The sequence below is a fragment of the Salinicola aestuarinus genome, assembly GCF_003206645.1.
Taxonomy (GTDB): Bacteria; Pseudomonadota; Gammaproteobacteria; order Pseudomonadales; family Halomonadaceae; genus Salinicola; species Salinicola aestuarinus.
Genome location: NZ_PZJP01000005.1, coordinates 316,899 through 335,643, shown reverse-complemented (window position 1 = coordinate 335,643; position 18,745 = coordinate 316,899). Strand labels below are relative to the sequence as shown.

The window sequence follows — 18,745 nt, the reverse complement described above, 5'->3', positions numbered from 1 at the left end:
GGCGTCGCGCGGATGGCTCGATATCGCGCCTTCTGACATGCAATATTGAGCGTGCTAATATTCGCCGCCCGCTTCGACGACCGAATCCTTCAGGGGCACCATGGGTCTTCAGGAAATCGCCATTGGCGGCATCTTCATCAGTCCGCTTCTGCTTTACGCGCTGTTCGGTTTCATCGCGACGATCGTCACGCGCATGCTGCTGCACTGGCTTGTCGGCCAGCGCGCGCTCTGGTACGAGGCCTGGGTCGACGTCTCCCTGTTCGTCATCTTCACCGCCGGCATCACCTTCGTGTTGACCGTTCTGCTCGAGAACTCTTGATGCGCAACGTCCTTAGAATTCTGTTAACGCTGATCGTGGTGGCGATCGCCGTCCTCGCGGGCCTGTGGCTATGGAACTATTACCTCTACCAGCCTTGGACTCGCGATGCCCGGGTGAATGCCGAAGTCGTCACCATCGCCCCGGACGTGTCGGGGTGGGTGCGCTCGCTCGAGGTGAGCGACACCGACTTCGTCAGCCAGGGCGATACGCTGTTCGAGATCGACCCCTCCCGCTACCAGGCGGCACTGAACCGTGCCAAGGCGACGGTCGCCAATAACCAGGCGACGCTGGACCTGCGGCAGGCGGAAGAGCGGCGACGCAACAGCCTGAGCGATCGCTCGATCAGTACCGAGGATCGCCAGATCGCCCAGATCAACACCCGCATCGCCAAGGCCAATCTCGAACAGGCCCAGGCCGATCTCGACAGCGCCCAGCTCGACCTTTCCCGCACCCGGGTGGTCGCCCCGGTGAGCGGCCACGTGCTCAACCTGCAGCTCGCCGCGGGCAACTTCGTCAATCGTGGCACGCCAGTGATGGCGATGGTCCAGTCGAATTCGTACTACGTGATGGGCTACTTCGAGGAGACGAAGATGTCCTCGATTCGGGTCGGGGACAGCGCCGACGTCATTCTGATGAACGGTGACCAGCATCTCGACGGTCACGTCGTGGGGATCGGTCGTGGCATCGCCGATACCAACACCAGTCTCAACAACCGGCTGCTACCGCAGGTCCAGCCAACCTTCAACTGGGTGCGTCTGGCCCAGCGCATCCCGGTGCGGATCGCCCTCGACGAGATGCCGGACGACGTACTGCTGAGTGCCGGCATGACGGCAACGGTTCGTGTCCACGACGCGAAAGACGACGATAAGGCGGCCAAGGCGCGTCGCACGTCGGACTCGGCGTCGGCAGCGGCGCTGCCGGATGCGATGCCCACCGATTCCGCCGCTGATACCGCCGCGAACTAAGCGCCATGCCACCGCTCGTCCGCACCTACTTGATGCCCGACGCCACGGCGGTCAAGTTCGCCATCAAGACCACCCTGGCGATGATGGTCGCGCTCTATCTGGCCCTCTGGTTCAACCTCGATCGTCCCTACTGGGCGCTGATATCGGCGGCGTTTCTGCAGATTCGTCCGATGAGCGGCATGGTGATCGAGAAAGGCATCTGCCAGCTCACCGGTACACTGATCGGCGCCCTCGTCGGCATTGCCATCATGGCGCTCTTCGCCCAGGCCCGAGTGCCGGCCATCGCAACGCTTGTGATCTGGGTGATGTGCTGCACCTACGTCGCCTCGCTGTGGCGTAACAACTACACCTACGGCTGCATCATGGCGGCGGTGACGGCGATGCTGATCGTGGTGATCTCCAGCGGCAGCTCTCCCTCTGGCCTCTTCGACATCGCCGTGGCGCGACTCTCCGAGCTGGCCCTGGGGGCGATCTGCGCGACGCTGGTCAGCTCCCTGCTGTGGCCGACCCGCGTGGGGCAGCATCTCTCTACCCAGGCCGACAATGCCATCAACCAGGCTTTCGAGAACGCCGCGCTGCGGCTCGAGGCAAGCGATGACATTCCCGCCATGCAACAGGCGCTGCGGGGCAGTCTCGGCCCGCTGACCACGCTGGAGACCGACAGCAAGGCGGCAAGATTCGAGGGGCCGGCAGGCCCTGGCCGGGTGCGCGCCACCCATGTTCTCACCCGCCGAACGCTGCGCTTTCTGGCCAATCTGCAGGCCCTTCACCAGCTGACGCACGACCACGCCGATCGACTGCACGAGAGCAGCCTGGATCTCTCACGCCGTGTGGCCAGGGGCTTTCGCGAGGCCGAGCACGTCAAGGGCGTACCCCAGGCTCGGCGAGAGCTGCAGGACCTGCGTCGTCTGGTGCAGGAGGACAAGGACGAGGCGCTGGCTCCTCTCGACCGGCGCGTGCGTCTCGGCCTGCGCGAGACGATCGGCACCGCCATGGTGATGCTCGATGCCCGCGAGGCCATCGCCGACCCCGGTCGACACAACCTGCGCTCGAGCTCGCTTGCCTGGCACCGCGACCATCTGGCTGCCGGCATCAACGCGCTGCGCGCAGGCATCGTCCTGTCCGCCCTCGCGACGTTCTGGATTCTCACCGCCTGGAACAGCGCCATGGTGGCAATGCTGCTGGGCACCCTCTTTTCGGCGTTCTTTGCCAGCCGCGACAATCCGATCGCGATCACCATGATGTTCTATAAAGGAATGCTCGCGGCGATCCCCAGCGCCTTGCTGTTCGGCCACGTGCTGCTCTCCCAGGCGACGGGCTTCCCGATGCTGGCAATGATCTTCGGCACCCCGCTCTTTCTCGGCCTGCTGGGGGCGACCAACCCGGCCACCATGGGTTACTGCCTGGGGTTCTCGATCTTCAACATCCTGCTGACGATGCCCGGCAACAACATGGATTTCGGCCTGGACAGCTTCGCCAACCGCGCCGTTGCCGTGGTGATCGGCCTGAGCTGCGTGGCGATGGGCTTCCGCCTGCTGCCGGGGCTGGGGGCGAAGCTTCGCCGCCGCCGGCTGATCAACGCCATCTCACGCGATATCGAGCGGCTGGGTGAGGATTCGATCGGCGACGCCGAGCGGCGCTTCAGCGGCCACATGGCGGATCGCATGCTGCAGCTCGCTCAGCACGACGACATGCTGCCCGACGATCAGCGCCACCTGTTCATTCTGGGGCTGACGGGGCTCGATGTCGGCACCGCGACGCTCCGGCTGCGGGCCCGTCTCGATGATACGCCGCGCCCGGAGATCCATCGCGCGCACCGTCAGCTGATGCGCGCGCTGGCCAACGGCTTCGAGGAGGGTGCCAACGGTCGCCAGCCTCAAGGCATTCAGGCAGCGGGCCAGCGCCTCGAGGCCGCCATCGCCGAACACGGCGATATCCCGGCGGATCGGCGGGTGCTGCTGGAGGGCCTGGTCGAGCGTCTCGAACTCGCGCTCGCGCGTCTGGGCCGGATCATGGCAGAACGCCCGCGCATCAAGCCGGATAGCCACGCCGGTGATAACGCCACCGCCTGACCTGACACGCCGCTCAGCAACCCAGCCCTTAAAAGCAGAATGCCCCGCCGACCGCAGTCGACAGGGCATTCGATCAGCCAATGGCCTTCGGAATCAGAAGGTCAGACCGACGTGCGACTGCACACTGGTGTGCCAGCCATCGTCGACGGGTGAGCCAAAGTAGTTCAGACCATTCTTGTTGGTGATCACGTCGAACCACGCGTAGTAGCGACCGGCCGTAACCTTGACGCCCACGTCGTTGAGCATGGGATCGTCCATGTCACCGAAGCCGCCGTTGACCGCCGAGTAGCTCTCGCGCGGATCGATGTAGCTGAAGTCGTTGTAGAAGTAGAGGTTGTCTACCGAGCCCCAGTCCACATCCATGCTGTAGCTCACGCTGGCGGAATAGATCTCGGCTTCCGACGGAATCAGATAGTTGAAGCCGAAGGCCCCGATCTGAATGACGTCATCCGAGATACCGGAGGTGGACTCGTTCGGGTTTTCCGCATTGTACTCGTAGTGCGTCGCCTGCAGCAGCGTATGCCAGTTGCCGTAGCTACCGTCCAGCCCCAGCGCGACCTGCCAGTTGTCGCCACTGCGATTGGTATTCTCGTTGTAGAGCTGCCCGCCCTTGGCCGAGGCGTTGAGCTGGGTGGTGTAGTCGCTGCCGGCACCGAAGGTATAAGCGACACGACCCGCGACCTGGTTCTCTTCGGTATTGCCCTGAGCGCTGTCGCCGACCGCATTGGCGCCGTAGTGCTCGTTGCCGCCGCCGAGCTGGTCGCTCTTGAAGAAGGCAAGGCTGGTGTCCCAGGCGCCCTGGGTATGATCCCACTTGATACCCACGTTCTGGTTGTCGTTGAAGCCGGCGAGATAGGGCAAGGTGCCGTACCAGCCGAGGTAGCCGTAATCCATGTTACCGAACGGCAGCTGCACCAGACCCAGTTTGACGGTGTCGTTGTCGCCGAAGTTGTAGCCCGCCCAGCCGTGCTGAAGGAACCGGTAACCATTGTAGAAGCGGTACTGGAACGAGTAGGAGAGCGGCCCCTCTTCCCCCGCCATGCCCAGTACGAACTTGCTGAAGTCGATGTCACCCACCTTGTCCTTGTCCGACTCGCTCCAGTCGTTCAAGGCATAGCCGAGCTCGACCGCTCCCGTGAAGCGCGGCCCGCTGGACTCTTCGAGCCTCGCGCGGTTCTCTTCGGCCATCTGGCGGGTGCTCGGGTCGGCGCTCTGCTGCATCGACTGCTGCGCTTCGAGCGATTGCTGGAGCCTCTCGACTTCGGCCTGAAGCGCGTCGAGACGCTGCTGGATCGCGGCGTCACTCTGGGCGAGCGCAGGTGAGGCACACGCCAGCATGCCCATGGAGAGCCCAAGGGTCTTGAAGGTTCGTGGAGTCACGTAAGTATTCCCCTTTTATTGTGTTGGCACTCAAGATCCTCGAGAGGGTCTTGAGTGGCCCCGAGCAATGGGGCGTTAAAAACCGTAACAAAGAGGTGGCGCGACTTAAACCAAAGCAGTATGCCGGGCGTGCCGGGGGCTGAAGCCATACAGCGCCAGAATGACGCTCCCTGTATCGGTCTCCGAAGACCGCATCTCACACGACCCTATCGCGTGGAAGCCCCCCATCGGCGGGCGCGTTCCCAGCGACCGATTGACGCACCGCGGGCTGAATTCACCGATTGAATGCTCTACGCTGAACGCGTCCACCTACGACAATTTGTCGCACACGGCATGGATCGCATCACTTGCAAAGAGTGAGCCCAAGGGAACGCAAGGGAGAAAACAGTGAATCAATCCACCTCGACTCGGGGGCTTGGCGGCGTGTTCGCCAAGGTCGTGGGTATCATCGTCGCGCTCGTCGGCCTCGCGCTGGGCGCTGGCGGACTCTATCTCGCCACGCTCGGCGGGTCCTGGTACTACCTGGTCGCCGGCGTCCTCATGCTGGTATCCGGCCTTCTCATGGTCGGCGGTCGTGTTGCCGGCGCATGGCTCTACGGCCTCGTCTTTCTGGGCACCTTCCTGTGGGCCGCGTGGGAATCGGGGCTCAACTACTGGCGCTGGATTCCGCGTCTCGACGTTGCGCTGATTCTGGCGATCCTCGTCGCTCTCGCCCTGCCTGGCCTCAAGGGCGGTCCCGGCCGCAAGACCGGCTTCTCACTGGCTGGTTTGCTCTTCGTGGGCCTGTTAGTGGCCGGTGCGCTGGCGTTCCTGCCCGGCCGCGGCTACCAGCAGAATGCCGATGTGCCGGAAATGGCCAACGGCTCACTGGCCACCGACGTCGGCAACGCACAGCCCGCCGATACGCCGGAAGACGGTGACTGGGCGGCCTACGGGCGAGACTCTGCCGCGACGCGCTACTCGCCGCTGGCGCAGATCAATCCCGACAACGTGGGCGACCTCGAAGTCGCCTGGCAGTACCGCACCGGCGATCTACTCGATCACCGCTGGGGCGCCGAGACTACGCCGCTCAAGATCGGCGACAACGTATTCCTCTGCACCTCGCGCAACATCCTGATCTCTCTCGATGCCGCCAGCGGTGAAGAGAACTGGCGCTTCGACCCGGTCGTCTCCGAGGATGCCGTGCCCTACACCGCCGCCTGCCGCGGGGTGACCTACTATCAGGTGCCGGACGCCCCCCAGGGCGACGACGCCGAGTCGAATAGCGCAGCGGGCAACGAGGGGGATCTTGCCGCCAACGCGCAGGGCGACACGGCCGACGACGACGCGCCCACCGCGCCGACCACCGCCAACAACGACGCCCAGGCGTGCCGCACGCGTATCATCTCGGGCACCCTCGACGGCCGCCTGATCCAGGTCGATGCCGCCACCGGGGAACCCTGCCGCGATTTCGGCGACAACGGCCAGGTCGATATCAAGCGCAACATGGGCGAGGCGCCGGAAGGCTATGTCTCCATCAACTCCGCCCCGACCGTGGTCAACGACGTCATCATCACCGGCCACCAGGTACTCGATGGCCAGCGTCGCTATCCGCCCTCCGGCGTGATCCAGGCGTATGACGCCGTGACCGGCGAACAGGTCTGGGCATGGGACGCTGCCCGCCCCGACCGCAGCGAACCGCTCTCCGGCGACGAAACCTACGTTCGCGGCTCTCCCAACATGTGGACCACCGCCGTCGGCGACAGCCAGCTCGGCATGGTCTACCTGCCGATGGCCAACAGCGCCGGCGACTACTGGAGCAGCTCGCGGACCGAAGAAGAGAACGAGTGGGCGAGTTCGCTGGTGGCGATCAATGTCGAAACCGGCCTGCCCGTCTGGCATTTCCAGACCGCGCACAAGGACGTCTGGGACTATGACCCGGGCTCGCAGCCGACGCTGATCGACTTCCCCACCGGTGAAGGCGACGTGCCGGCGCTGGTCATGCCGACCAAGCAGGGTGAGATTTACATCTTCAACCGCGAGACCGGCGAGATGCTGGGTGGCGGTGCCGAAGAGCGGCCGGTGCCGCAGGGTGGCGCAGAACCGGAGCAGCGTAGCGAAACGCAGCCGTTCTCCCTCTACGCGACGCTCCGCCAGCCCGACATCACCGAGAAGGACATGTGGGGCATGTCACCGTTCGACCAGCTTTTCTGCCGTATTCAATATCGACAGGCGAGCTGGAAAGGCATGTATACCCCACCGACCGCCGACCAGCCCTGGGTGCAGTACACCGGCTATAACGGCGGCTCCGACTGGGGCAGCGTGGCGATCGACCCGCAGCGCGGCGTCATCATCGCCAACTACAACGACATGCCCAACTACAACGAACTGGTGCCGCGCGACGTCGCCAACGAACGGGGCTGGGTACCGCGTGAGGAAGTCGATGAGGACACCGGCGGTGCCGAAGGCGCGGGCGATCCGCAGGCGAACACCCCGTATGCGATCAACGTCAACGCCGGCTGGCGCGTGCCCTATACCGGCATGCTCTGCAAGCAGCCGCCATACGGTCACATTCGCGCCATCGAGCTCGCCAGCGGCGATACGCTGTGGGATCGCCCGCTGGGCACAGCGCGCGCCAACGGCCCGTGGGGCATCCGTTCGGGGCTGCCGATCGACATCGGCACGCCCAACAACGGCGGTTCCGTGGTGACCGCCGGCGGCCTGATCTTCATCGCCGCGGCGACGGATGATCTGATCCGCGCAATCGACATCGAGAGCGGTGACACCGTCTGGCAGGCCCCGCTGCCCGCCGGCGGCCAGGCCAACCCGATGGTGTACGAAGCCAATGGTCGCCAGTATCTGGTGATCGTCGCCACGGGACATCACTTCATGGAGACGCCGACCGGCGACTACGTGATCGCCTACGCCCTGCCGGAGCAGGACGACGACTGATCATCGAGAGTCGATCGCTGGAAACGCATCGCCCCGGCCCATTGGCCGGGGCGATGTCGTTTCTAGACCGCGTCTTACGACCCTCCGGCGGGAGACCGGCGCGTGGCCGAGCGTCGTCCAGAGGCGAGCGGGAGACTGGCGCCGCCGCTAGCGCGTGGCGAGTGTCACTCGTCGCGATCGATAGCGAAGGCGGACCACGCCTGACGCGTCGGCATCACCTCCAGACGGTTGAAGTTGATGTGGGGCGGCAGTGTGGCGATATAGAACATCTGCTCGGCGATATCCTCGGCGGTGAGCGCCGTGGTGCCGCGATAGAGAGCATCCGAGGCGCTCTGGTCGCCGCCGGTTCGCACCAGCGTGAACTCGGTCTCGGCAATCCCCGGGGCGAGATCGGTCACGCGGACCCCGGTGCCCTGCAGATCGCAGCGCAGGTTATAGCTGAACTGCTTGACGAAGGCCTTCGAGGCGCCGTAGACGTGGCTGCCGGGATAGGGCCACTGGCCGGCGATGGAGCCCACGTTGACGATCGTCGCACCGGCCCCGGTCTCGATCAGCGTCGGCAGCAGCGCGTGCGTGACATTGACCAGCCCCGTGACGTTGGTGTCGATCATGGTGTGCCAGTCCTTGAGCTCCACCTTCTGCGCCGGCTGCGGCGCCAGCGCCAGACCGGCGTTGTTGATCAGCGCGTGAATGCGGCGAAAGTCCGCCGGCAGCGCCTCGACCGCCTGCTGCACCGCCTGATCGTCGCGCACGTCCAGCGCGAGGGTGTGCACCCTTGCCTTCTCGCCGAGTTCTTCGGCAATGGCCTCCAGGCGCTCCTGGCGACGCCCAGTCAGCACCAGCGACCAGCCGGCTTCGGCGAAACGTCGGGCGGCTGCCCGACCGAACCCCGAGGTCGCACCGGTAATGAAAACCGTATTCGTCATACTCGACTCCTCGACTGTATTGCGAGGGTCCTCATGCCGTAACCGCTCGAAGCCGACCTCGGCTCACAGCGACAGCCATTCCCGCACGAGCACCCAGAGAGACAGCGCCACCAGCAGTGGCGCCACCGTGATCTTGAGCGATCTTGGCCGAGACCGCTCGAATAGCCACTGGCCCAACGCGTTGCCGGCGAGTGCCGGGACAATGAGCACGGCTGCCCGCAGTAGCGTATCAGCCCCGACGACGCCCACGCCCGCCAGACCGATCAACGAGGCCGTGCTACTGGCGGCGAAAAACAGGATGGCGGTGGCCCTGAGCACCGCGGGCGCCAGACGCCGATGCAACAGATAGAGCATCAGCGGCGGGCCGCCGGCGGAGGCCAGGGTCATGCAGAGCCCCGACGCCGCGCCGGCGGTCGCGTCCGACCATCGGCTCATCGACAATGGCGCCGGCGTCGTCGAGCCCTCGCGGCGCAGCATGATGGACAGCGCGCCGCCCAGCGACAGCAGGGCGATACCGACGACGAGCGCCGTTGTGGGCAGCGACGAGACCAGGCCAACGCCGGCCAGGGTGGCAACGACCATCCCCGCCAGCAGGTGCCGTAGCCGCGGCCACGCTGCAAAGCGAGCCGCCCGTCGCCAGAGCGTCGCGCTCGCCAGCAGATCGAGCAGCAGTGCCAGCGGCACCGCCTCGGTCGGCGGCAGGAAGCCGACCAGCCCCAGCGCGACGATCATCGCGAAACCGAACCCGCAGTAGCCACGAATGATGCCCGCAAGCAGGGTCAGCGCCACCGCGAAAAGCCCGATCCCCAGGGTCATCGACCACTCACCGAAGACGTGCCCACGGGCTTGGCGACCGTCGCCATGGCATCACCCCGCGTTGTCGATAGAGCGAGCACCCTAGCGAGCCGCACCGGCTCCCGGTAGGGCCAGTTGCCCAGCGCCGCCGAGACATCGACGGGCAGAAGGCGCCGCCGGCCGGCGACAGCGATGCCTCGCCGCTGTCCCAAGGAGAGCGCCATTCTGGCTCTAGATAACGGGGATCGGGTCGCCCTAGGCTGAACACTCGATTGAACGGCTCAGCCGTGGAGCCGCTCTGAACCGCCGATGCCTGCCTCACAGGCGCCGCTACGCCACCCCACCGGGACACTCGACCATGAACGACGCCGCGCTCAACGACTTCACCCTCTCCCTCGACCGTCAGCACGTCTTTCACTCCTGGTCAGTACAGGGCAGTCTCGCCCCGTTGGTGATCGCCGGTGGCAAGGGGTGTCGCCTGTGGGACTACGCCGGGCGAGAGTATCTCGACTTCTCGAGTCAGCTGGTCAACACCAACATCGGTCATCAGCACCCCAAGGTGATCGCGGCGATCCAGGCCCAGGCAGAGACGCTCGCGACCGTCGCCCCGGCGCACGCCAATCTTTCCCGAGGCGAAGCCGCTCAGCGCATCCTGTCGCACGCCCCATCGGGTTTCGAGAAAGTCTTTTTCACCAATGCCGGCGCCGACGCCAACGAGAATGCCATTCGCATGGCGCGTGCGGTGACCGGACGCGACAAGATCCTGTCGGCCTATCGCTCGTACCATGGCAGCACTGGCGCTGCCATTGCCGCCACCGGTGACCCGCGGCGGGTTCCCAACGAGTTCTCCCGCGGTCACGCCCACTTCTTCAACCCGTTTCTCTATCGCAGCGACTTCTGGGCGAAGGATGAGGCCCAGGAGTGCGAGCGCGCCCTCGCCCACTTGAAGCGCGTGATCGAGTGCGAGGGCGCCGGATCGATCGCCGCCATCCTGCTCGAATCGATTCCCGGAACCGCCGGCGTGCTCGTGCCTCCCAAGGGGTATCTCGAGGGCGTGCGCCGGCTCGCCGATCAGCACGGCATCCTGGTGATCTTCGATGAAGTGATGGCAGGCTTCGGTCGGACCGGACGCTGGTTCGCCTTCGAACACTCCGCGGCCCGCCCGGATCTCATCGTCTTCGCCAAGGGCGTCAACTCGGGCTATGTGCCCGCGGGCGGGGTCGTCATCTCCGAGACGATTTCGCGGCATTTCGACGAGCGCATGTTCTTCGGCGGTCTCACCTACTCAGGGCATCCGCTGGCGATGGCAGCGATCGTTGCCACGCTGGACGCGATGGCAGAAGAGGGGGTGGTGGAAAACGCCGACCACATCGGCAACGGCGTGCTGGCAACCGGGCTCTCGCGGCTGGCCGAGAAACACGCCATCGTCGGTGAGACACGCGGACTCGGTGTGTTCCATGCGCTCGAACTCGTCAGCGACGCCGAAACACGCGCGCCGCTTCCCGCCGCCGAGATGGCAACGATCAAACGGGCGCTGATCGACCGCGGCGTCCTGCCGTTCGTCGTCGAAAACCGCATCCACGTCGTGCCGCCGTGCATCGTCAGTGAAGCGGAAGTCGAAGAGGGGCTTGCCGCGCTCGACGCGGTCCTTGGCGAGGCCAGCAGCCGTCTAGTCTGAGTCGGAACCGACGCGCGCTCGCCGGCGCGCGTCGACTAGAAGACGTCGGCCAGACGCTCGATCCCCGGACGAATGCGTTCGCCATCGATTGCACCAAAACCGAGCCGCATGAAGTTGGTCGGTGGCGCCCGGTCGAAGAAGTGCTGAAACCCCGGTTCGATCAGCACGCCCTGCTGGGCCGCGCGCCAGGCCAGACGCTGAGTATCGATCTCGGCGGGTGCCTCCAGCCAGAACACGCTGGCGTGATCGTTACCGATCCGCCGGCACGACGGCAGCCCCCGCGTGACGGCGTCGTTCATCGTCTCCCAGCGCCGGCGCATGTCATCGGAGAACGTCCGCAGGTAGCGGTCGTAGTGCCCCTGCGCGAGGAATTCCGCCAGCTGCTGCTGCAGCCCTGAAGGGGGATGGCGATACATCAGCCGCCGCAGCGCTCTCATCTCATCGATCAGCTCCGCATCCGCCACCAGATAGCCCAGTCGCAGGCCCGCGGAGAGCGGCTTGGAGAGCGAGCTCATGTAGATCACGCGGGAACCCGCACGGCTCGCCTTCAGCGCGGGCTGGGCGTGACGGTCGAAATTGGTCTCGGCATCGTAGTCGTCTTCCAGCACGATCTGATCGCGATCGAGGATCTGGGTGATCAACGCCTCGCGACGGGCCCGACTCATGGTGACACCCGTCGGTACCTGATGGCTCGGCGTCACGTAGAGGTAGTCGCAGCTCGCGGCGCCGGCGTCGAGCTGCATCCCCTGCTCGTCGACTCCCTGATAACTCAGTGTCACCCCCTGTCGGCGGAACACGTTGGCCGCCTCGCGATAGCCGGGATTCTCCACGGCAACCCGAGTGCGGGCGTCGAAAAGCAGCTGCGCGATGAGATAGAGCGCGTTCTGGGAGCCGAGTGTGATCAGGATCTCGTCGCTGCGCACATGAATGCCCCGCTTGGGCAGTACCCGGGTTCGGATCTGCTCGACCAGCATGGGATCGTCTTGATCGTAGCGGTCATTGAGCCAGTGACGTTCGCGATGCCCGCCCAGCAGACGACGCGAGGCCTCTCGCCACTGCTCGAGCGGAAACAGCTTGGCGTCGAGCTGACCGTAAACGAACGGAAACTCGTAGTGCATCCAATTGCTCGGTCGCAGCACGCCCTGCAGGTGGCTGGGGCGATGCGTGAAGCGACTGCCCCAGGATGGCGCATCGACGACTTCGTCACGCGCGCCTTCAATCGATTCGGGTGCAGCACCTGGTTGGTAGGCATCGTCGAGGTAGTAGCCGCTGCGCGGCCGGCTCACCAGGTAGCCATCCTCGACCAGCTTCTCGTAGACGAGCGCGACCGTGTTGCGCGAGACCCCCAGCTGAAGCGAGAGCTTGCGGCACGAGGGCAGCGCCTCTTCGGTCGGAATGGTCCCTGTGTGGATGGCGTCCAGCAGCGCCTTGCGCAGCTGCTCCTGCAGCCCTCGATGACAATCGAAATCGAGATGAAAGTAGTGATCGAGCATGGACGACTCCCTGATCGAGATAGCCTGTATGTCCTTGTTCGATGCAATTAACGCGCCAGGGGTGCGGTGAGCCATCCGGACCTCGCCAACGGCAGGGAGCGATAGCGCTGTCCAAGGCGGCCCATCGATCTGTCCTTACCCACCCACGAACGCGTTGTTTAAGATAAAGCGCTAATTTCGGCCCCCGCGCGATATCTCGACTGACGTAACGACAACGACAACGACAACGACAACGACAACGACAACGACAACGACAACGACAAGGATTTTCCATGGGCAGTACCTTCCACGGTGTTATCGCCTTCGCTCTGATGGCCGCGCTGCTAGTCATTGGCAGCCTTCTGCGTTCACGCCTATCGTGGCTACGCGCAAGTCTTGTCCCAGGGAGTATCGTTGCCGGCGCCATCGGTTTCGGCGCGCTCTCGCTGGGGTGGATTCCCGGCTATGGACCCCAGGATTTCACCGCCCTGGCGTTCCACTTCTTTACCTTGAGCTTCATGTCGCTGTGCCTGACCGGCAGCCCGCCGGCGGCCGGTGGTAGCGAGCGTCAAAGCGTCATCGGGGGCGGGCTCTGGCTGACGCTGATGTGGACGGCCAGCCTCGGCGTTCAGGCGGTGATCGGCTACGCGGTAATGTCGGGATTCGATCTCTTCAGCGGTAACGATCTCGATCCACTGCTTGGCGCCATCGCCACTCACGGTTTTACCCAAGGACCCGGGCAGGCGCTCACTTACGGCACGATCTGGCAGGAGGATTACGGCATCGCTGACGCCGCACAGGTCGGGGTCATCTTCGCGTCAATGGGCTTCATTGCCGCTTTTGCCGTCGGCGTGCCGATGGCGCGCTACTTCCTCAAACGGGGTCAGAACGCCAATCGCCATTCAACGCTCGACGACGACTTCGTTAGCGGTTTTCATCGCCCGAACACCCGCCCCAGCGCGGGACAGCAGATCTCCCACGCCGGTACCGTCGACTCATTCGCATGGCACCTGGGCCTGCTGGGCGTTGCCTACGTCATCACCTATGTGTGGCTCTCCCTGATGCAGCCGCTGGTCGAAGGCAACCAGGTGCTCTCGGTGTTTTTCAGTTACAACCTCTTCTTCGCTCACGGCCTGACGGTCTGCGTGCTGATGCGTCTTGCGATCGATCGCCTCGGCTGGGCGCATCGCGTCGACAACGACACCCTCAAGCGGATTACCAGCGCCTCGGTGGATTTCATGGTGGTGGCAACGTTGATGAGTATCCAGGTCGCCGTCCTTGCCGCGCTGCTACTCCCCATTCTATTGGTGGCCGTGTGCATTACGCTGTTCACCTTTGTCGGTGCGCTGGCAATCGGCCGCGTCAGCGGTAAGCTCGGCGCCGAGCGCGCGGTGACCGCCTTCGGCTGCTGCTGCGGCTCCACCGGTACGGGGCTATTGCTGCTGCGGATGCTGGATGCCGATTTCAGTACGTCGGTGCCGAAAGAGCTGGCGTTCTTCAACATCGCCATACTGGTCGTCAATATCCCCACCCTATTCTTCTTCGCCCCCATCGCGCCGAGTCTGAGCCCAACGGTCTACCTCTTGATCTTCGGCGGCTACGCGCTTCTCACGCTAGCCTGCATTCCCCTGTTGCTACGCTGGCAGCGGCGGCGTGAAACCGGTGCCAACCGTCACACCACGGAGCACCCCGCATGAGCTGTCGTATCTACGCTGCCAAGCGCATTCTGACCATGAATCCCTCGCAGCCCACCGCCGAGGGTGAGTCCCCCACCCACATCGCGGTGCGCGACGGCCGTATTCTGGGTGTCGGCCCGCTCGAGTCGCTGACCGAATTCGGCGATTACACTCTCGACGAACGCTTCGCCGACAAGGTCCTGATGCCGGGCTTTGTCGAGGGGCACAGCCATGCCCTAGAGGGAGCGATGTGGGCTTATGTCTACGCCGGTTTCTTCCCTCGCACCGATCCGAACGGCCGGGTATGGGAAGGAGTGACCGACATTGCTGCGGTTCAGACCCGTCTCGCTCAGCACGCCTCAACGCTCGAGGACGGTACGCCGCTGATTGCCTGGGGATTCGACCCTATCTATTTCCCGGCACGCAGGCTCTATCGCGACGATCTCGACGCCGTCGACGCGCATCGCCCGATCGTGATGATTCACGCCAGCCTACACATGATTACCGTCAACTCTGCGATGCTGGAACTCGCCGGGCTTGAGGACCACGCTGACATCGAGGGTGTTATGACCTTCGACGACGGCACGCTCAACGGCGAACTGCGGGAGATGGCGGCTATGCATGCCGTCTTCGATACGCTGGGACTCGACCTCTTCGATCGAGGCAGCACGCCGGAAACGCTGACGCGCTACGCGAAGATCGCCCAGCGCAACGGTGTCACCACGCTCACCGATCTCTACAACCCGCTCAGCGAGACCGGCGTGGCGAGCATGCGTGACAGTCTTGGTGACGACACGCTGCCGATGCGATTGATGCCGGCGATGAGCGCACTGACCTATACCGCCGATGCAGGCATCGAGCGCCTGCTGGCTTGCCGGCCGCTGGGGACGGACCGCCTGTATTTCGGCCCGGTAAAGCTAATGACCGATGGCTCGATCCAGGGTTACAGTGCCCGGCTGCGATGGCCCGGTTATCATGACGGCGCCCCTAACGGGCTCTGGAACGCCGAGCCCGAGCGCCTGGTAGATTTGGTGCATCGCTATCACATGGCCGGACTGCAGCTGCACATCCACACGAACGGGGACGAAGCCGTCGCGCTGATGCTCGACGCCATCGAGTCCGCACTGGAGCTATCACCGCGCCCCGACCATCGCCATACCCTTCAGCACTGCCAGATCATCGATCACGCCCAGATGAAGCGTGCCGCACGGCTTGGCGTCTGCCTCAACATGTTCGCCAACCATATTTACTATTGGGGCGACATCCACCGCGAGCGCACGCTGGGCTTCGAGCGCAGTCAGCGGCTGGAACCGCTGGCCAGCGCCGACCGCCTGGGCATTCCCATCGCGGCGCACTGCGACGCCCCGGTCACGCCACTGTCGCCGCTTTTCACGGCGTGGTGCAGCGTTGCGCGGCAGACCGCCTCTGGCCGAGTTCTCGGAGCCGCCGAGGCACTCTCGGTCGAGCGCGCGCTGCGCCTGATCACCCTTGATGCCGCCTACACGCTCAAGCTCGATGACCGTATCGGTAGCCTGGAGATCGGCAAATTCGCCGACATCGCCGTGCTCGACGAGGACCCGACCGAGGTACCACTCGAGCGGCTGGCAGGTATTCGCATCGCGGCGACCCTGGTGGGCGGCAAGGTATTCAACAATGACGACAGGCTCAGCGATTAACGATGCCCGCGACGACTGAATCGGCTGCGGCGCCATCACCGCCGACGATTCCCGTGACGCTAGTCGCGGGCTACCTGGGCGCCGGCAAAACAACTTGGCTCAACCGTAAACTGCGCGCGGGCGTCGCTCCGGGCACGCTGGTGCTGGTCAACGATTTCGGTGCCATCAACGTCGATGCCGAGTTGATCGACTATCGCAGTGACCGGCTTCTGTCACTCGACAACGGCTGTCTGTGCTGCTCACTGAACGGCGCTCTCGGCGCCCAGCTCTCACGAATCGCTCGCTGGCCAGAGCCGCCCACGGCGTTGATCATCGAGACCAGCGGCGTCGCACTACCCGGGCGCATTGCCGACATGGTCCGCGTCGCCCGCCAGTTTCATCTAGCCGAGATCGTTACCCTGGTCGATTTAGACGCCCTGTCTCGTCATCGTCAGGATCGCCGCATCGCTGATCTTGTCGAGGTACAGATCGCCGCCGCCGATCGTCTCTCGCTCAACCGTGACGACAGGCTCGCCGGTGACGAACTAGCCTCTGCAGGGAGATGGCTCGCGTCGATCAATCCCCACGCGATACGCGAGCCGCGTTCAGACGACACGGCGGTCGAGCCCTGTCTGCCCGATAACCCCGATGTCGAGTCACGCGCTACCCGATTGCCTCTCCACCGCGCGGTCCCGATCGACGCTCCGACCTGGCGGCGCTTCACCTGCCGACTGAACGCGATCTCCGAGCGAAACGAGCTGGAAACACTCTTGGCGAAGCACGCAAGCGCGGTGGCTCGCGCCAAGGGGTTTCTTCAGGTCGGCAACCGACACTTCACTTTTCACTGGAGCGGAGGACGAGCCAGCTGGACGCCAGCCGCGCCGCGTACGGGTGCGGCTGCGGGGCAGCTGGTGGGCATCGGTTTCGCCGGCACTCACCTCGACACGCTGCTCGACGCTCTCGCCGAACTCTCGACGCCCACGCCGACGGAACGCCACCGCAGCGAGCACTGAGCGGCCAGTGTGGCTCGGCGTCCGTGTAACTGGCCAGCCGATACCGCTGAACTGGCTCTACAGCGCGCTCGAGAATCTTCTTTAGGGTGAATTCAGTCCCGTGAGTCGCCGTTGCCTGGCGCTCACGCACTGGCGCCACCCGGTGAGGCGAGATCACTGGCGTCTCGTCCCGCTTCCTGGATGCAGCACATAACAAACGCCGCCCAACAACAACATCGAGGTGTTTCATGAAACAGTTTGGTCATCCGCTACCCGTCGCTACACCCGCCTTGACTTCGCTCAAGCGATGGATCGCCGCCGCTCTTGCGGGCTCGCTGATGAGTGCAGCCCTCCCCGGCGTCGCCGCCGATCTCGATGAGATCGAGAGCCGCGGCAGCCTGAAAGTGGCCACGGAAGACAACTATGCCCCGTTCAATTTCATCGAAAACGGCGACGCCAAGGGTTTCAACGCCGACGTACTCGAGGAGCTTCGCGACTACGCCGAGTTCGACATCGACCAGGAAATCCTGCCTTGGACAGGTCTGCTGGCGGCGGTCTCCACCGGGCAATACGACATGGCACTGACCGGCGCCTCGGTAACCGACGAGCGCCTGCGGGTCTTCGACTACACCCCGCCCTACGCCTCGGCGCAGCACTTCGCGATCACTCGAGCGGATGCGGGTTTCGACAGCGTGGATGACCTCAGCGGCAAGAAGCTCGGGGTACAGGCGGGTAGCGCACTGCTCTCCCGGCTCCCCGAACTCGAAGCCATGCTCACCGAGGATGGCGGCGAACTTGGCGAGGTGGTGCAGTACGAGTCCTACCCCGAAGCCTTCGCCGATCTCGCCAACGGCCGACTCGACTACGTGATCGACTCGGCAGTGCCGGCCAACACCCTGGTGGCGTCCAAGCCTGACGTCTTCGCCAAGGGGCCCGCGGTCTCCGGGGCCGGCTACGTCTCCTGGCCCGTCCCCAAGTCGAGCCCCGAGTTGCTCACTTACATGACCGAGTTCCTCGCCCACCTGCGTGACAGCGGCCGCCTGGCCGAGCTGCAGGAAGAGTGGTTCGGCGAGAGCTTCCCCGACCTGCCCACCGAGCCGCTGAAAAGCGTCGAACAGTTCCACGAACTGGCCGGACTCAGCGACTGAGCAGCGCCACCACACCCTTCTGAGCGGGTGTCGGCATTGCCGGCGCCCGCCTCGTCACTTGCGGCTCAACACCGGTTATCTGGGGGACGCCCATGAATGCCAGCGCCTGGCAGATGCTGTTCGACGGGGCCTGGACCACACTGTGGATCTCCGCGGTGTCGATCGCCATCGGTGTCGTCGCCGGACTGATCGTCGCGCTGATCCGACTGGCCAGAATTCCCGTCCTCGATCAGCTGCTCGTGCTCTACATCAGTCTTGCGCGGGCGACACCGCTGGTCACGCTCGCCCTGTTCATCTTTCTCAGCGCCCCCACGCTCGGTATCGGCCTGGACCGAAGTGTCGCCGGCATTCTGGCGCTGACGCTCAACACGACCGCGTTCAACGCCGAGATCTGGCGCAGCGGCTTTCGCAACTTTTCTCGTGACCAGCGTGAAGCGGCCATGGCGACCGGCATGACGCCGTGGATCACCTTTCGCCGCATTATGCTGCCGCAGATGATGATCACCAGCCTCCCGGGGCTGATCAACGAGATGTCCTTTTTGATCAAGGGCAGCCCGGCCATCGCCGTCATCGGCGTCGTCGATCTGACCCGTGTGACCAACCGTATTTCGGCAGTCACCTATGAACCGCTGCCACCGATTCTCGTCGCCTGCGTGCTTTACATGATGATCATCGGTGCACTCGTGTGGCTGCAGCGTCGCGCCGAACGTCGCGCCAACCGCCTGGCCACTTGAGG

15 protein-coding genes are annotated in these 18,745 nt (G+C 64.6%); 10 read left to right on the top strand and 5 right to left on the bottom strand.

The genetic code is table 11. From position 1 onward, the window contains the following. Positions 1 to 100 precede the first annotated feature (100 nt). From DOM41_RS06970 to DOM41_RS06960, 3 genes are read left to right on the top strand one after another with little or no spacing between them, the layout of a single operon-like run. Positions 101 to 319: a DUF1656 domain-containing protein gene (locus DOM41_RS06970; RefSeq protein ID WP_110686107.1), complete on the top strand. Its 219-nt coding sequence runs from the start codon at positions 101 to 103 to the stop codon at positions 317 to 319. Further along, on the top strand, positions 319 to 1,284 hold the full coding sequence (locus DOM41_RS06965; RefSeq protein WP_110686106.1) for an efflux RND transporter periplasmic adaptor subunit: 966 nt from the start codon (positions 319 to 321) through the stop codon (positions 1,282 to 1,284). Before DOM41_RS06970 ends, DOM41_RS06965 begins: the two co-directional genes overlap by 1 nt. 5 nt (positions 1,285 to 1,289) lie before the next feature. Further along, positions 1,290 to 3,356: an FUSC family protein gene (locus DOM41_RS06960; protein ID WP_110686105.1), complete on the top strand. Its 2,067-nt coding sequence runs from the start codon at positions 1,290 to 1,292 to the stop codon at positions 3,354 to 3,356. A 93-nt stretch (positions 3,357 to 3,449) separates the two neighbouring features. Here DOM41_RS06960 and DOM41_RS06955 read toward each other — a convergent pair whose 3' ends face one another. Then, positions 3,450 to 4,736 (bottom strand): ATP synthase subunit B family protein, encoded by a 1,287-nt coding sequence (locus DOM41_RS06955; protein WP_110686104.1) that lies wholly within the window; start codon positions 4,734 to 4,736, stop codon positions 3,450 to 3,452. A 387-nt stretch (positions 4,737 to 5,123) separates the two neighbouring features. Between DOM41_RS06955 and DOM41_RS06950 the strand changes: the two genes are divergently transcribed. After that, complete coding sequence (locus tag DOM41_RS06950; RefSeq protein ID WP_110686103.1) at positions 5,124 to 7,667, top strand: membrane-bound PQQ-dependent dehydrogenase, glucose/quinate/shikimate family; 2,544 nt, start codon at positions 5,124 to 5,126, stop codon at positions 7,665 to 7,667. Positions 7,668 to 7,831: 164 nt separating this feature from the next. On the opposite strand, the gene DOM41_RS06945 is transcribed toward DOM41_RS06950, so the two are convergent. The 3 genes from DOM41_RS06945 to DOM41_RS17470 form a co-directional block, all read right to left on the bottom strand. Then, positions 7,832 to 8,593: an SDR family NAD(P)-dependent oxidoreductase gene (locus DOM41_RS06945; RefSeq protein WP_110686102.1), complete on the bottom strand. Its 762-nt coding sequence runs from the start codon at positions 8,591 to 8,593 to the stop codon at positions 7,832 to 7,834. A 63-nt stretch (positions 8,594 to 8,656) separates the two neighbouring features. After that, the gene (locus DOM41_RS06940; RefSeq protein WP_110686101.1) at positions 8,657 to 9,409 is read right to left on the bottom strand and encodes a sulfite exporter TauE/SafE family protein; all 753 of its coding nucleotides are present in this window, start codon (positions 9,407 to 9,409) and stop codon (positions 8,657 to 8,659) included. Then, the gene (locus DOM41_RS17470) at positions 9,406 to 9,612 is read right to left on the bottom strand and encodes a hypothetical protein (RefSeq protein WP_157956878.1); all 207 of its coding nucleotides are present in this window, start codon (positions 9,610 to 9,612) and stop codon (positions 9,406 to 9,408) included. Before DOM41_RS17470 ends, DOM41_RS06940 begins: the two co-directional genes overlap by 4 nt. A 134-nt stretch (positions 9,613 to 9,746) precedes the next feature. Between DOM41_RS17470 and DOM41_RS06935 the strand changes: the two genes are divergently transcribed. After that, positions 9,747 to 11,066 (top strand): aspartate aminotransferase family protein, encoded by a 1,320-nt coding sequence (locus tag DOM41_RS06935; protein ID WP_110686100.1) that lies wholly within the window; start codon positions 9,747 to 9,749, stop codon positions 11,064 to 11,066. A gap of 35 nt (positions 11,067 to 11,101) precedes the next feature. Here DOM41_RS06935 and pdxR read toward each other — a convergent pair whose 3' ends face one another. Further along, entirely contained in the window at positions 11,102 to 12,559 is a 1,458-nt protein-coding gene (gene pdxR, locus DOM41_RS06930; RefSeq protein ID WP_110686099.1) for a MocR-like pyridoxine biosynthesis transcription factor PdxR, read from the bottom strand. 272 nt (positions 12,560 to 12,831) lie between these two features. Between pdxR and DOM41_RS06920 the strand changes: the two genes are divergently transcribed. The 5 genes from DOM41_RS06920 to DOM41_RS06900 all read left to right on the top strand — a co-directional run bounded on the left by DOM41_RS06920 (position 12,832) and on the right by DOM41_RS06900 (position 18,743). Next, complete coding sequence (locus DOM41_RS06920) at positions 12,832 to 14,235, top strand: sodium/glutamate symporter (RefSeq protein WP_110686098.1); 1,404 nt, start codon at positions 12,832 to 12,834, stop codon at positions 14,233 to 14,235. Beyond that, positions 14,232 to 15,890, top strand: coding sequence for an amidohydrolase (locus DOM41_RS06915; protein ID WP_110686097.1), 1,659 nt, complete (start codon positions 14,232 to 14,234; stop codon positions 15,888 to 15,890). The genes DOM41_RS06920 and DOM41_RS06915 overlap by 4 nt, the downstream gene beginning before the upstream one ends. Before the next feature lie 2 nt (positions 15,891 to 15,892). Further along, positions 15,893 to 16,882 carry a CobW family GTP-binding protein gene (locus DOM41_RS06910; protein WP_110686096.1) on the top strand — a complete coding sequence of 330 codons (990 nt, stop codon included), beginning with the start codon at positions 15,893 to 15,895 and terminating at the stop codon, positions 16,880 to 16,882. A gap of 227 nt (positions 16,883 to 17,109) precedes the next feature. Beyond that, a complete protein-coding gene (locus tag DOM41_RS06905; RefSeq protein ID WP_223160944.1) occupies positions 17,110 to 18,009 on the top strand; it encodes a transporter substrate-binding domain-containing protein in 900 nt (299 codons plus the stop codon). 92 nt (positions 18,010 to 18,101) lie between these two features. Then, positions 18,102 to 18,743 (top strand): amino acid ABC transporter permease, encoded by a 642-nt coding sequence (locus DOM41_RS06900; RefSeq protein ID WP_110686095.1) that lies wholly within the window; start codon positions 18,102 to 18,104, stop codon positions 18,741 to 18,743. The last annotated feature ends 2 nt before the right edge of the window (positions 18,744 to 18,745 follow it).

Bases quoted from the DNA above. Each gene is read 5' to 3' on its own strand.
- DOM41_RS06940 (WP_110686101.1), bottom strand. From the start codon at position 9,409: ATGACCCTGGGGATCGGGCTTTTCGCGGTGGCGCTGACCCTGCTTGCG.
- pdxR (WP_110686099.1), bottom strand. From the start codon at position 12,559: ATGCTCGATCACTACTTTCATCTCGATTTCGATTGTCATCGAGGGCTG.
- DOM41_RS17470 (WP_157956878.1), bottom strand. From the start codon at position 9,612: ATGGCGCTCTCCTTGGGACAGCGGCGAGGCATCGCTGTCGCCGGCCGG.
- DOM41_RS06900 (WP_110686095.1), top strand. From the start codon at position 18,102: ATGAATGCCAGCGCCTGGCAGATGCTGTTCGACGGGGCCTGGACCACA.
- DOM41_RS06970 (WP_110686107.1), top strand. From the start codon at position 101: ATGGGTCTTCAGGAAATCGCCATTGGCGGCATCTTCATCAGTCCGCTT.
- DOM41_RS06965 (WP_110686106.1), top strand. From the start codon at position 319: ATGCGCAACGTCCTTAGAATTCTGTTAACGCTGATCGTGGTGGCGATC.
- DOM41_RS06910 (WP_110686096.1), top strand. From the start codon at position 15,893: ATGCCCGCGACGACTGAATCGGCTGCGGCGCCATCACCGCCGACGATT.
- DOM41_RS06915 (WP_110686097.1), top strand. From the start codon at position 14,232: ATGAGCTGTCGTATCTACGCTGCCAAGCGCATTCTGACCATGAATCCC.
- DOM41_RS06920 (WP_110686098.1), top strand. From the start codon at position 12,832: ATGGGCAGTACCTTCCACGGTGTTATCGCCTTCGCTCTGATGGCCGCG.
- DOM41_RS06905 (WP_223160944.1), top strand. From the start codon at position 17,110: ATGAAACAGTTTGGTCATCCGCTACCCGTCGCTACACCCGCCTTGACT.
- DOM41_RS06945 (WP_110686102.1), bottom strand. From the start codon at position 8,593: ATGACGAATACGGTTTTCATTACCGGTGCGACCTCGGGGTTCGGTCGG.
- DOM41_RS06960 (WP_110686105.1), top strand. From the start codon at position 1,290: ATGCCACCGCTCGTCCGCACCTACTTGATGCCCGACGCCACGGCGGTC.
- DOM41_RS06935 (WP_110686100.1), top strand. From the start codon at position 9,747: ATGAACGACGCCGCGCTCAACGACTTCACCCTCTCCCTCGACCGTCAG.